General features: G+C 65.6%; 10 protein-coding genes. 4 read left to right on the forward strand and 6 right to left on the reverse strand.

The window, feature by feature from the left end; translation table 11 throughout:
• Positions 1-178: 178 nt before the first annotated feature.
• The 4 genes from galE to I6F37_RS23875 form a co-directional block, all read right to left on the reverse strand.
• On the reverse strand, positions 179-1,171 hold the full coding sequence (gene galE, locus I6F37_RS23860; protein ID WP_035997363.1) for a UDP-glucose 4-epimerase GalE: 993 nt from the start codon (positions 1,169-1,171) through the stop codon (positions 179-181).
• Positions 1,172-1,190: 19 nt separating this feature from the next.
• Positions 1,191-1,994: a WecB/TagA/CpsF family glycosyltransferase gene (locus I6F37_RS23865; protein ID WP_035997366.1), complete on the reverse strand. Its 804-nt coding sequence runs from the start codon at positions 1,992-1,994 to the stop codon at positions 1,191-1,193.
• A complete protein-coding gene (locus I6F37_RS23870) occupies positions 1,987-4,362 on the reverse strand; it encodes a Wzz/FepE/Etk N-terminal domain-containing protein (RefSeq protein WP_225152859.1) in 2,376 nt (791 codons plus the stop codon). Before I6F37_RS23870 ends, I6F37_RS23865 begins: the two co-directional genes overlap by 8 nt.
• 291 nt (positions 4,363-4,653) lie before the next feature.
• Positions 4,654-5,454: a bifunctional 2-polyprenyl-6-hydroxyphenol methylase/3-demethylubiquinol 3-O-methyltransferase UbiG gene (locus tag I6F37_RS23875; protein WP_109142329.1), complete on the reverse strand. Its 801-nt coding sequence runs from the start codon at positions 5,452-5,454 to the stop codon at positions 4,654-4,656.
• A gap of 322 nt (positions 5,455-5,776) precedes the next feature.
• Between I6F37_RS23875 and I6F37_RS23880 the strand changes: the two genes are divergently transcribed.
• Positions 5,777-6,805, forward strand: coding sequence for a glycosyltransferase family 2 protein (locus I6F37_RS23880; RefSeq protein ID WP_035997377.1), 1,029 nt, complete (start codon positions 5,777-5,779; stop codon positions 6,803-6,805).
• Positions 6,806-6,816: 11 nt separating this feature from the next.
• Here the strand turns inward: I6F37_RS23880 and I6F37_RS23885 are convergent, their stop codons facing one another.
• Positions 6,817-7,803, reverse strand: coding sequence for a glycosyltransferase (locus I6F37_RS23885; RefSeq protein ID WP_225152861.1), 987 nt, complete (start codon positions 7,801-7,803; stop codon positions 6,817-6,819).
• A 250-nt stretch (positions 7,804-8,053) separates the two neighbouring features.
• On the opposite strand from I6F37_RS23885, the gene I6F37_RS23890 reads away from it, so the two are divergent.
• From I6F37_RS23890 to I6F37_RS23900, 3 genes are read left to right on the forward strand one after another with little or no spacing between them, the layout of a single operon-like run.
• On the forward strand, positions 8,054-9,157 hold the full coding sequence (locus tag I6F37_RS23890) for a glycosyltransferase family 1 protein (RefSeq protein ID WP_225152863.1): 1,104 nt from the start codon (positions 8,054-8,056) through the stop codon (positions 9,155-9,157).
• A gap of 3 nt (positions 9,158-9,160) precedes the next feature.
• Positions 9,161-10,513, forward strand: a complete 1,353-nt coding sequence (locus I6F37_RS23895; protein WP_225152864.1) for an O-antigen ligase — start codon at positions 9,161-9,163, stop codon at positions 10,511-10,513.
• The gene (locus tag I6F37_RS23900) at positions 10,510-11,655 is read left to right on the forward strand and encodes a GNAT family N-acetyltransferase (protein WP_225152866.1); all 1,146 of its coding nucleotides are present in this window, start codon (positions 10,510-10,512) and stop codon (positions 11,653-11,655) included. The genes I6F37_RS23895 and I6F37_RS23900 overlap by 4 nt, the downstream gene beginning before the upstream one ends.
• Positions 11,656-11,676: 21 nt before the next feature.
• Here I6F37_RS23900 and I6F37_RS23905 read toward each other — a convergent pair whose 3' ends face one another.
• The gene (locus I6F37_RS23905) at positions 11,677-12,216 is read right to left on the reverse strand and encodes an alpha/beta hydrolase (protein WP_225152868.1); all 540 of its coding nucleotides are present in this window, start codon (positions 12,214-12,216) and stop codon (positions 11,677-11,679) included.
• Positions 12,217-12,230: the final 14 nt, after the last annotated feature.

Here is a 12,230-nt window from a genome sequence, read left to right on the forward strand (position 1 = left end):
GATTTGATCGTCACGTCGTTCGGGAAAATCGGCTCGTGCAAGCGAGCCGAACCATGCAGGCCGACGTCGTCGTCGGCAATGCGGAACGTGCGGCTGCCGGCAATGAGCCGACGCAGCCGCGACAAGTCATTCTAGCCGCTGCAGGGCACGGCAAGCAAGCGATCGGAGCCGCGATTGCCTAACGCGGCCTGAACGGATGCGCCTTCTGATGCCAGGCCCAGGCCGTGCGGACGATCGTCGGTAGGTCGGAGTGACGCGGAACGAAGTTCAGCACCTTTCTTGCAGCAGAGGGATCGGCGACCAGAAAGGTGGGATCGCCGGCGCGGCGCGGCTTGATCGTGTGCGGCACCTCGCGCCCGGTCTCCTGCCTGATGGCGTCGAGGATCTCGCGCACGGAAAAGCCGGAGCCGGTGCCGAGATTGAAGCTGCCGCCGGCATGGCCTTGCTCCAAGAGCCTCAAGGCCGCCACATGCGCCGCCGCAAGGTCCGTGACATGGATGTAGTCGCGGATCGCGGTGCCGTCGGGCGTGTCGTAATCGTCGCCGAACACCGCGAACTCGACATGGCCCTGAAGCGCCATCATCGCGCGGGGGATGAGGTGGGTTTCGTTGTCGCGCAGCTCGCCGATGCCACCGGCCGGATCGGCGCCGCTGGCGTTGAAATAGCGCAGGCAGAACGCGCCGAAGCCATAGGCCGTGCGGTAATCGGCGAGCATGCGCTCGATCATCAATTTCGACGCGCCGTAAGGATTGATCGGCGCGCAAGGAAAGTCTTCCGGCAGCGCCTTGGAATCGGCGTTACCGTAGACGGCGCCGGTCGAGGAGAACACGATGCGATGGCAGCCCGCGTTGCGCATCGCCTGCAGCAGCGACAGCGTGCCCTGAACGTTGTTGATGTAATATTTCTGCGGGTCGGTCATGGATTCCCCGACGAGGCTCGCCGCCGCGAAATGCATCACCGCCGCGATCTTGTGGTCGGCGAAGGCGCGCGCCAGCGCCGCGCCGTCGAGCAGATCGCCCGTCACCAGCGGGCCGGATACGAAGCTGCGATGACCTGTCGAGAGATTGTCATAAACGACGGGCTGATAGCCGGCGGCGGACAATGCACGGCAGGCATGCGAGCCAATATAGCCAGCGCCCCCGGTGACGAGGACGGTCGGTCGGTCGGTCATGTCGTATTCTGCTCTTCTCTTAACGGAGGGGCCGGTTGCGGCTGAAGAGAAGATAGAGCGCGCGGGGGTTGGTGGTCAAATAACGCCAGAGCAGACGGCGCGGCTCGAGCAAGGTGCGCCAGGCCCATTCGAGCCCGATCTTCTGCATCCATTGCGGCGCGCGGGAACGACTGCCTGACAAGAAGTTGAACAATCCGCCGGATGTCTTGATGACGCCAACATTGGTCAGATGCGGCGTGAATTCCTTCACGAATGCCTGTTCGTTGGGCACACCGAGCGCGACCCACAGATAGTCCGGTGCCAGGGCGTTGATCTCCTCGACCTTGGCACGCAGCGCCTCGCCGCGCAGATAGCCGTGGCTGTGCCCGACGATCTTGAGATGTGGATACATTTTCTGGACGTTCGCGACCGCCGCGGCGTTCTCGGCCTCGCTTGCGCCGAACATGTAGAAGGTGCGGCCGGCGGCTTCGGCCTTGCGCGCGACGACGTGGAACAGGTCCGTGGTTGCGACGCGCTCCGGCAGCGGGAACCAGGATTGCAGCTTTGAAGCGGCGACCAGCGGCTGTCCGTCGGCGTTGATCAAATCGGCGGCACGGAACAGCTGCTCGGTCTGCGGCTCGGTCGAGCAGCGCGCCAGCACCTCGCCATTGGCCGAGGTCAGGAACAGCGGACGGCCGATGCGATGGTCGGGATTCGTCGCCTCGATCATGAAATCGGCGGTCTCTTCCAGGTCGATCGCGGCCATGCGAAGTCCGCCGACGGTGATTCTCGGCACCTCGGCAGTTGCTGCCCGTCCGTCGAGGTTGACGCGGCGCTCAAGCATATTGTCTGCCTCGCTGGCGCGTTTGCATTGCAGGGGTGAGCTCGTCGAGCACGACGCCGACGAGCTTGCGCTCGGCCGGGCCGAGGGCGGTCAGGATCTCTTCCAGGCTGTCGTTGACGTCGAGGCTGGTCGGCAGCACGGCCACCAGCGAGTCGATGTCGTCGAGCAGCTTGCGCCCGCCGGTCGCGAGCGGAATGGCCGGGCCGTCGAGGATCACGAGATCATAGCCTCCCGCGGAACGGGCCTGCGCAATCGCCTTGTGGATGGCATCGGCGGCCTTGCCGGCGTCGCCTTCCGCGGCCGGCAGCACCGAGATGCCGTTTACCGTCTTGATCTCGCGCGCGTCCTTGCTGCCGATCGAGAGCCAGCCGAGCCTGCTCGGCTCGCTCTTGCCGGGACGGATGACCCTGTTCGAGAGCGAGCGCGCCTGATGGTCGGCATCGATCATCAGCACGCGGGCGCCGTCGCGTGCGGCCGCCAGCGCGAAGTTCAGCGCGGCCACGCTGCGGCCGCTGGTCTTACCGGTGCCGACGAGCGCGACGACCGGCATCGCCTTGCCGCCGGCGCGCCGCGTCAACGCGGCGCGCATGTCGCGCCAGGCGTTGAGCAAGCTCGTCATGGGAAAGCCGGGGCGCAGCGTCGGCCAACCCAGCCGTGTGAGATCGACGCCGCCGCCGGTGGGAAGTATGGCGCCGAGCGTATGGATGACGTCGGCCTCCTGGAAGCGTGCGATCAGCGGCTTCTCGATCATTGGTTGCTCGACCATCGAAGGCTGCAGCGGGGGCGCGGCGAGCTCCGGCATCGACGGCGCAGCTTCAGGAGCGCGCGGGGCCTGGCGCGGCTGAGCAACCTCTGCAGCGCGCGGGAGCTCTGGTGCTCGGGACGCCTGCGGCGCTGGCGAGCGCTCACGCCGGGCGGGTGTCGGCGTTGCGGGCGCGGCTGCACCGGCGAAAAGCAAATCTGCCACGACGAACCAGCTCGACGCCGCGATCGCCCCGAAGATGAAGCCGATCATGGCGAACAGGCTCATGGCCGGCGGGAACGAGCGCCGCTGCGGCACAGTCGCCTCGCCGATGACGCGGGCGGCCGAGGTGTTCAGGCTCTCCTGCTCCTCGGTCTCGCGGGAGCGCTTGAGAAAGGATTGATAGACGTCACGGCTTGCGTCGGCCTCGCGCTCGAGCTCGCGCAGGCGCACGGCGGCCTGGCTGAGCTGAACGCTCTGCCGCTTCTGCGCTTCCAGCGCGCGGTTGAGCGAGGCCTCGAAGTCGCGGGCGCGCGTCAGATCGTTCTTGGCGGACTGGGCGAAGCGGTCGATCTCCTCGTTGATGGTGCGCTTGAGGTCCTCGACCTGCTTCTCGGTCTGGCGCAGCGCCGGATGGCGCGGGCCGAGCTCACCGGCCTGCTCCGCATATTTCTTCCGGGCGTCGGCATATTGCGCGCGCAAATTCGCAATGGTCGGCGATTGCAGCGCCTCCGGAATCGCGCCGGCATCGGCAGCGGTGCGGCGGCTCGCCTCGATCTGGTCGAGCCGCGCCTGCGCGTCCATCGTCGCCGCGCGGGCCGCGGAAAGCCGCTGGTTGCTGGCGGAGAGCTGCTGATCGCTGATCAGCGCATCCTGCGTGCCGACGAAATTGTTCTGGGCCTTGTAGGTCGCCAGCGCGGTCTCGGCGTTACGCAGCCGGTCGCGCAGCTCCTTCAGGCGGCTGGAGAGATCGTTGGTGGCGCGCCGTGCCGCCGAAGCCTGCGACTTGCGGGATTCGGAGAGATAGGCATTGGTCAGCGTGTTGGCGAGCATCGCAGCCTTGGCGGGATCCGTCGACCAGACCTCGATGTCGACGATGAAGCTCTTCTCGGTTTTGCGGATCGCGATGTGCTTGTTCAACGCATCGAGCGCCGCGAGCTCCACTTCCCTCTTCTCCGCAGCGGAGGGCGCGCGCGGTTGCAGGCCGATCAGGCCGAGCAGCGACGACATCAGGCTCCCAGCCTCGCCGCCTCCGAATTCCGGATCCTTGTCGAGGCCGGCCTGCTGGATCACCTGGAGCAGCACGCTGTTGGAGGTGATCAGGCGCGCCTGGCTCTCCACCACCATGGCCATGCCGGTGACGTCCTGGGCCCGGGGCGTGAGCTCGCGGTCGACGAGCTGAAGCTCGCGCGGGTCGACATAGAGCTGAGCGGTGGCGGTGTAGCGGGGCGTCACGCTCTTGCCGATCGTGACGGCAAGCGCCGCACCGAGCAGGGCGGCCGCGGCGATCGCGACCTTCCGCCGCCAGAGCAGATTGGCGAGCTCCAGCACGTTGAAGCCGGCCTGAGGCTTCCGTTGCGCGGCCTCCGGTCTGGCTCGATCGATCGGCTGGCTATAATCAAGCATGATCCCCAGCTTTCATTCCAAGTGCCGCGGGCTGAGGGGTTACTCTTCGCTTTACGCCACGCACCCGGGATATAGGTGCCCAATCAACGCAACAGGGAAAATTAACCATACTCATTGAGGGACTATTCACCGAAATGGCAAACAAAGCGTTTAAGCGCATGCCATCCCTTGGCGCGTCCCTATGACGCCCGCGATACCCGCCGCTTCCAGGAATTAACGGTTCGTTACCGCGCGCAGCATGGCTGCGAGCCGTCGTTTTTCCGTTGATGGGCCGCGCACGTGCCATCGCCGTCAGATCCTCCGAAGGATGACGTGATAGTCGCCGCGGCGGACGTCGGTGCCGCGCGGCAGCACGGCGTTGAGCACCGCGGCCCCGGCGTCGACCAGGGCCGCAAACAGCGGCTTGCGCCGGCGCATCTCGGGATAGCGCGGACTCTCGACCTCACGACGATAGATCATCTCAAGGCCGTTGGCGGCCGCGAATGCTTCCAGCCGCGGCAACGTCACCAAGGGATGGAAGAACGTCGGGAACGGCGGCTCGCCCGGCAGGCCGGCGTCCTTGATGCCGCGGATGTGCCGGTAGAACCAGACGTGAAACCAGTGCGGCGAATATTTGGTGACGAACCCGGAGAGCGAGCGCGGATTCGGTGCGCCGATCAGGATCATCCCGCCGCGCCTCAGCGCATCGCGGAAGTTCAAGAGCGCGGCGTCGACATGGGGCAAGTGCTCGATCACGTTGTAGCAGATCACGAGATCGAAGGTCTCGCGGGCGAAGCTGTAGGTCTGGACGTCGCCGAGGATCGCCTCGTCGGCGTAGGTGTTGTTGCGGACCTGGTCCTCGTCGATGTCGACCACGGTGACCTTGCTGCGGCTCAGCAATTCCGGTGGCAGAACGCTGCACGAGCCGCCGCCCGCCTCATAGATCGCGAGGCGGCCCTGCGGCAGCTCGCGGCACAGCACGTCGTGGACGGCGAGCAGGCTGTCGCGGGCTTCGCCCGGAACGAGATCATGGAGCGCCTCGGCATATGGTGCAGCCGCGGGGAATTGGATCGCCGTGGCTGTCGCGAAATCGATCGGGGCTGGCTTGTTCATGGATTCTGACCGCGCTTGTTCTATTCAAATTTACAGGAAAAAATGCGCCTGCCCGAAGAGCAAATCCGATGCCGCACCGTCTCACCGGTCGCAGTGCTTACGGCCCGGTTAATGCGCATGCGCATTAACTACGGTATTGTTCATGTTGGAGCGTTGTCGGCGCATGGACCGCCAATTGCAGCACGACGCGCGGCGAACTTGGTGGCTATGTGCCGCGCGGCAGCCGTTCATTTTGAAACGCATCTGTCCCGCGGCGATGTGCCGTCGTGGGACGCGCGATCGAAGCAGGGATTCTTCAATACATCTCGGACATCTAGATCTCATGACATTGATCCCGACAGACCTGTCTGCGGCCCGGATCGCGGATGCCGTGCGCGATCCCAACCGGGAGATCGTGGCGAGCTCTCGCGTCATCGACCTGTCGGTCGGCATCGTCGTCTGCGTTCCATGCTTCCGTCGTCCGCAACACCTGCGCCTGACGCTGGAGTCGCTCGCGAACCAGCGCACCCCGCGTTCCTTTGCCGTCGTCATGGTCGAGAACGATGCGGTGCGGCGCGAAAGCGCGCCGGTTGCCGCGGAGTTCTTGGCCGATGGGAGGCTTCAGGGCGTCTGCCTGATCGAGAAGCGACAGGGAAATTGCCAGGCGATCAATGCTGCCTTCGAGACGGCGCAGCAGCTGTTTCCCGCCGCCACCCGTTTCCTGATGATCGACGACGACGAGATCGCATCAAGCGACTGGCTCGAACTGATGGTCCGCACCGCGGAGGCGACCGGCGCCGAAGTGGTTGGCGGGCCGGTGCTGCCGGTCTTCGACGACGACAGCAAGCCCTGGCTTTCGCGTCATCCCGCCTTCTGTCCCGCCTACGACTACAGCGGTGCGGTGCCGCTGATCTACGGCTGCGGCAATTGCCTGATCACGCGGGCCGCCTTCGAGCGGTTCGACCGTCCCGCGTTCGACCTGCGCTTCAATTTTCTTGGCGGCGGCGATTGTGATTTCTTCGTGCGGTGCCGTGACGCCGGTATGCTGTTCCACTGGACGGCGGAGGCCGTCATCACCGAGACCGTGCCGCGTAGCCGCACCAGCCTCGGCTGGATCGCAAAGCGCGGCTTGCGCATCGGCGCGATCAATTATCGTGTGCAGTACAAAGCCGCCCCGAGCGCAGCAGCGCGGGCGCGGGTGTTTGCGCAGATGCTGGGCCGCTTGCCGCTGTCGCTGCTTCGCGCCGCCGCCTTGTTGCCGTCGTCGAAAGCCGTCGTCGCGATGCATCCCGTGATGGTTGCGTTTGGCGCCGCCCTGGCGGCCCTCGGCCTCGAGCCGAAGCCTTACGAGGCCTCGAAGATCGCGTCCTGACGCGGCGAGGATTAGATACCGAAACGGGCGAGGGCGACCCGGATTGCCGAGCGTGGCAGCGATTTGAGCGACTGCCGGCCGATCATCGCGAGATAAGCGAACGCCTGGCGATACCTGCCGAAGCGGACCGCTTGCATCGCCGAGTAGGTGACGAGATGAATCTCGGCGGCAAGGCGCAGCCCGGCTGTCATGTGCTCGGGCAATCTCGCCAGGATCAATCCGTCATCGAACACCCGCGCGATGGCCGGGAAGAAGTCCTTCGGCGTCCGGATCGCGGCGTTCATGGTGTTGGTGGTGTGAAGACGATAATCGAGCAACAGCTCTGGCGCGAACGCGAACTCCCCGATCGCAGCGAGGCGGCACCAGCAATGCCAGTCCTCGCAATATTTGAGGGACGTATCGAAGCCGCCGATGGCGCGGAAAGCTTCCGCGCGTGCGAGCGCGATGCCGCCATTGACGATGAAATTGCCGGCGGCGAGCCGCGTCAGCACGTCTCCGGACGGCTTCCGGCGCCCCTTCAAGAGGCCGCGCCGGCCGATCTGGCGGCCTTCGCTGTCGATCGTGTTGTAATCGCCATAGACGAGGACGGCGCGCGGCGCGCTACGCGCTGCAGCGAGCAGCGCCGCTACCGCGCCGGGGCGCAGGCGGTCGTCGGCATCGAGGAAGAGCAACCACTCGCCGCTTGCCTGTCTTGCGCCGAGATTGCGTGCGGCCGATACGCCCGCGGAATCGTTGTGGAACAAGTGCAGCCGCGGGTCACGCATGCCGCGGACGATCGCAACGGTTTCGTCGTCCGAGCCGTCGTCCACGACGATCACCTCGGTCACCTCGCGCTGCGCCAGAGCGCTGGCAAGCGTTTCGCCGACATAGGCCGCAACGTTCTTGGCCGGAATGACGACCGATACCGGTGTGGTCGAGCCGACCTGAAGCGGCAAGCGCGCCGGCGCTGCCGCGCGGGAGGCGGCTGGCAGTTCGAGAACCTCTTCGGCGGTGATCAAGCTACGGCTCGCCTTTAATGATCCGTTAACCAGGACCGCATGTGCCGCGCTGGTAACGCTGGCGATCTGCAAGTCCGGCGTGCGCGCATGATACTCGCATTCCGCTCGAACCGTTGCCGAGAAGGGCCGTGTGCCGCCGGTTTCGTAGAATAACGTTAAGCCGCTGGCATTAAGCCTGTGGCAAATTTGGAAGAGTGCGGCGGACTGCCTCGTGCGAGAATGCGCATCGGACTGCCGCGGATGGAATCCCGTGCCCGCAAACACGTTCGAACACGCCCCCGATACGATGATCCTGAACCTCTTTTACGAGGACAAGGATGACCGCTGGTTTCCGGGCGACAGGCATCTGCGTCGCATCGCCCGCCGGTTGTTGCTCGGCGAGCCGCGCATGAGTGGCCAGCTGCGCGTGTTCCTCAATCTCTGTGCGGGGCTCGACCGGCTCGGCATCCGCTACCGCGTCAACGATTACGGTTACATCGCGGAACATCCCCACGAGCTTGCCTGTATCGTCGGGCGCACGTTCCTGCTCGACAAGTTCCTATGGAAGAACCCGATCCTGCTCGGCGCTGCCGTCCACAATCATCCGCTCGACGACCCTGATCTATTCAAGCGTCTGCCAGTGAAGAAGGTCGTGGTGCCCGGTCCCTGGTACGTCGATATGTACCGGCCATATTGGCCCGAGACCGAGGCCTGGCCTGTCGGCATCGACACGAATCTCTGGGCGCCGTCGGCTCGAGCGCAAAAGACCGTCGATGTCTTGATCTACGACAAGGTCCACTGGGACCGCGAGCGCTACACGTCGGAGATGATTGAGCCCGTGCGCGCCCGGCTCGTTAAGGAAGGCCGCTCGTTCACGGAGCTGCGCTACGGCAGCTACAAGGAAGCCGATTTTCAGGCGGCGCTCGCGCGTTCGCGCGCGATGATCTTCCTGTGCCAAAGCGAGAGCCAGGGCATCGCCTATCAGCAGGCCTTGTCCTGCGGCGTGCCGGTGTTTGCCTGGGATCCGGGCGGGCCATGGCGCGACCCCGACTATTATCCGCATCGCGTGCAGTTCGCGCCGGTGTCGTCGGTGCCGTACTGGGACGAACGCTGCGGGGTCAAGTTCACCGACATCGCCGGCTTCGAGACGGGCTGGGACAATTTCTGGGCCGGGTGCACCGCGGGCGCGTTCGATCCGCGCGGCTACATCCTGGACAATCTCACGCTGGAGCAACGGGCGCTGCAATATTGCGAGATCGCGCGGAGCATCATGCGGCAGCCCGCGATGTCGCAGACCTCCGCAAGACCCGTTGACGAAGCCTCGGAAGGGTTGAGCCGCGACCCCAAGCTTCACTGGCGTTACCGAATGTCTTGAGCCATGGACCGCAGTGCCGCCAACATGACCGACGTCGGGGCCCGATCGTTCGGCCATATCCTGCGTGATCGCCTCGCAGGGCTCGATGCCGTGCAGGTGGCGCGCTGCCTCGTCGCGGTCGGGGCGCTGCTGCTGGTGCTGGTGACACTCGATCCGTTCCCGGACCTGCGCAATCCCGACGTCACCATGATCGTCGGCGGACGAATGGCGCTGACCTATATCGCCTGGGGTCTGCTGGCTGCGTTCGCTATACTGTGTGTCGCTGCCACCGATGCGCTCGCGCTGAAGAGCCTGGTGACGCCGCTGCATCTCTGCCTGCTGGTCTGGCTTGTGATCAACATCGTGTTCTCCGAAAGCCGCGGCGTTTCGATGCAGCGATTCGTGCTCACCGTTAGCGTGACGTCGCTCGCCATCGTGTTGCCGTTGCTGCCGCCGACGCGGCGCAGCTTCAACCTTTGCCTGGGCGGCTCCGCGCTCGTGCTGCTCGCGCTGTGCTATCTCGGCGTCCTCCTCGCGCCGCAATATGCGGTCCACACGGCGCTCGACGTCACCGAGCCGCAGCTTGCCGGCGACTGGCGCGGCAGCTTCGGCCACAAGAATATCGCCTCCGCCGTGATGACCATCCTGGTCTATGTCGGCATCTACCTGTCCGCCGTCGGCTCGTTCGTGATGGGGCCTGTGATCGCCGTGCTGGCCGGCACCTTCCTGATCTTCACCGGCGGCAAGACGTCCTCGGTGCTGTGCCTTGCGATCTACGTGCTCGCTTCGCTGGTCTATGTCACGCCAAGCCTGTGGCTGAAGCGGCTCATCTGCTTCGTGCCGCTGGTTGCGATGAACCTGTTGACCGTCGGCAGTGTCGTCAGTCCGGTGCTGGCGGCGATGACACGGCTGCTTCCGCTCGATCCCACCTTCACCGGACGCTCCGCGATCTGGGACTTCGCGCTCGCGGCCGTCTCGGAGAAGCCGATCATCGGCCACGGCTATTCTGCGTTCTGGGACGACGTGAGTGCGCGGGCCACCGCGGAAGGAGCCGAATGGGCGACATCGGCGGCGCACAGCCACAATAGCTACCTCGATCTCGCGGTCACGATCGGTCTGCCGGGGCTGCTGCTGGTGATCCTCATCTTCGTGCTCGCCCCGCTCCGCAATTTCCAGACGGCGCAGGCTCACAGCCGCAGTGGCGCACTGGCCAAGCTGTTCCTGACCGTGTGGCTGTTCGGCCTGTACTACGGTGCCACCGAGACCTTCCTGCTCGAACGACAGAATCCGATCTGGTTCATGTTCGCGCTGGCGGTGGCCGGCCTGCACTTCCTGGCGAGGTTCCAATGCATCGAGCAGACCGAGCCCCGCGCATGACCTTCCTCAGCGTTGATCAGCCCGACGATCTTGCGTCCAGCGCGTCGGCCATCGCGGTCGATTTCCTGCGTGACTGGCGGCACGCGGCCTCGCGCCTGAGCGCCGGGCACCGCACCGCCTTCCAGCATGCTAACTGGCTCGGCGCCTGGTACGAGTCGTTTCACGACGTCGCGCCACTGATCGCCGTGATCTCCGATGCTGCCACCGGCAAGGACATCGCAATCGTGCCGATGATCAGCCATGTCAGGCGCGGCATCCGCATCGTCGAGTTCGCGGACCTCGGCGTCTCCGACAACAACGCACCGATCCTGGCGCTCGATGCCGCGTTGGATGCGGGCGCGACGGACGCGATCAACACGGCGCTGATCGGCGCGCTACGCGCTCTGCCCGACCGTTTCGATCTGCTCCGCCTGAAGAAGATGCCGGCGGAGGTCGGCGGCAAGCGGAACCCGCTGGTATCGCTCGGCCGGATCGGATCCTCCTCGCTCAACGGCAATCTCGTGTTGATGGGCGACGACTATGGCGGCTATCAGGCCGCGATCAAGCGCCTGCAGATGCCGCGCTGCTGGCGGGTCTTCAGCCGTCTTGCCGGTGCGCGGTTCGAGATCGCCGCCGATGTCGGGCGTGCGCACGAGCTGTTGGACGTGATGGATCTCCAGCAGCAGGCACGCATGCAAAAGCTCGGCTCGCGGTTCGTTCTCAACGACGAGACTCATGCGCGATTCTATCGCGAGGTCGTCCGCCGGGGCCTCGCGGGAGGTCATGCCATGGTCTCGGCACTGGTGTGCGAGGAAGGCATTGTCGCCACCGCGCTCGGCGTCAAGCATGGCGCGACCTATGTCCTGCTGCGCATCAGCCATGGCGGCGATCAATGGTCGAGCTGCTCGCCGGGTCTGCTCGTCACCGAGCGCACCCTGGCGGCGCTGCATGCGCAAGGCCTGCGCCGTTTCGACCTCAGCATCGGCAATCAGGACTACAAGCGGCGCCTCGGCGCCGAGAGGGTGCCGCTGACCGATGTCAGCGTCGCGCTGTCCTGGCGCGGTCTGCCCTTCGCCTGGCGCGATCACGCCGCGCAGGGCCTTCGGCGCTATCCGAAGCTCGCCTCCCTCGCGGCGAGGGCGATGGGCAAGAGAGTGCGCTGACGGGCGCCGTCTGTTTCGCCATCACCTCGGAAGGCCCGCCCGGAAAGCATCCAGCAACGCGCGTCCTTGCGGCCAGTCGCCGAGCCCGCTCGCGGCATTGATGTGGCCGAGCGCGCCCGGCACGATCAGGCCGGACTGCCAGTCCTGCGCCCGCCGCCGTGTCACCTCGAGCGCTCCATATGGATCATTCGTGCTCGAGATGATCAGCGCGGGAAAGCGCAACGCGCGGCCGGGGACCGGCTTGAACGCTGCGGCCTCCGCGGGAAAATGGCCGCCATCAGGATCGGGCACGGCGACCAGAAAGGCGCCCGCAATCGCGGAAGGGAAGCGCGCGGCCCAGTGCGCCACCAAAAGGCAGGCGAGGCTGTGTGCGACCAGGACGGGCGGCCTGGCGCAGCGCGCGACCGCGTGCTCCAGGGCTTGCTCCCAGTCGTCGAGCTCCGGCTGGTCCCAGTTCGCCGGCTGGAATCGCGTGAAGCGCGCATCAGCGCGCTCCCATATCGTCTGCCAGTGGGTATCTCCGGAGCCGCCGAGCCCGGGCAATGTGATGATGTCGTGCATGAACGTCCCGTGAT

This window comes from Bradyrhizobium sp. NBAIM08 (assembly GCF_020193935.1).
GTDB classification, from domain to species: domain Bacteria; phylum Pseudomonadota; class Alphaproteobacteria; order Rhizobiales; family Xanthobacteraceae; genus Bradyrhizobium; species Bradyrhizobium yuanmingense.

What these genes read in the sequence shown, in the direction of transcription:
- galE (WP_035997363.1), bottom strand. Translation starts at nt 1,171, where the DNA reads ATGACCGACCGACCGACCGTCCTCGTCACCGGGGGCGCTGGCTATATT.
- I6F37_RS23865 (WP_035997366.1), bottom strand. Translation starts at nt 1,994, where the DNA reads ATGCTTGAGCGCCGCGTCAACCTCGACGGACGGGCAGCAACTGCCGAG.
- I6F37_RS23870 (WP_225152859.1), bottom strand. Translation starts at nt 4,362, where the DNA reads ATGCTTGATTATAGCCAGCCGATCGATCGAGCCAGACCGGAGGCCGCG.
- I6F37_RS23875 (WP_109142329.1), bottom strand. Translation starts at nt 5,454, where the DNA reads ATGAACAAGCCAGCCCCGATCGATTTCGCGACAGCCACGGCGATCCAA.
- I6F37_RS23880 (WP_035997377.1), top strand. Translation starts at nt 5,777, where the DNA reads ATGACATTGATCCCGACAGACCTGTCTGCGGCCCGGATCGCGGATGCC.
- I6F37_RS23895 (WP_225152864.1), top strand. Translation starts at nt 9,161, where the DNA reads ATGGACCGCAGTGCCGCCAACATGACCGACGTCGGGGCCCGATCGTTC.
- I6F37_RS23900 (WP_225152866.1), top strand. Translation starts at nt 10,510, where the DNA reads ATGACCTTCCTCAGCGTTGATCAGCCCGACGATCTTGCGTCCAGCGCG.
- I6F37_RS23905 (WP_225152868.1), bottom strand. Translation starts at nt 12,216, where the DNA reads ATGCACGACATCATCACATTGCCCGGGCTCGGCGGCTCCGGAGATACC.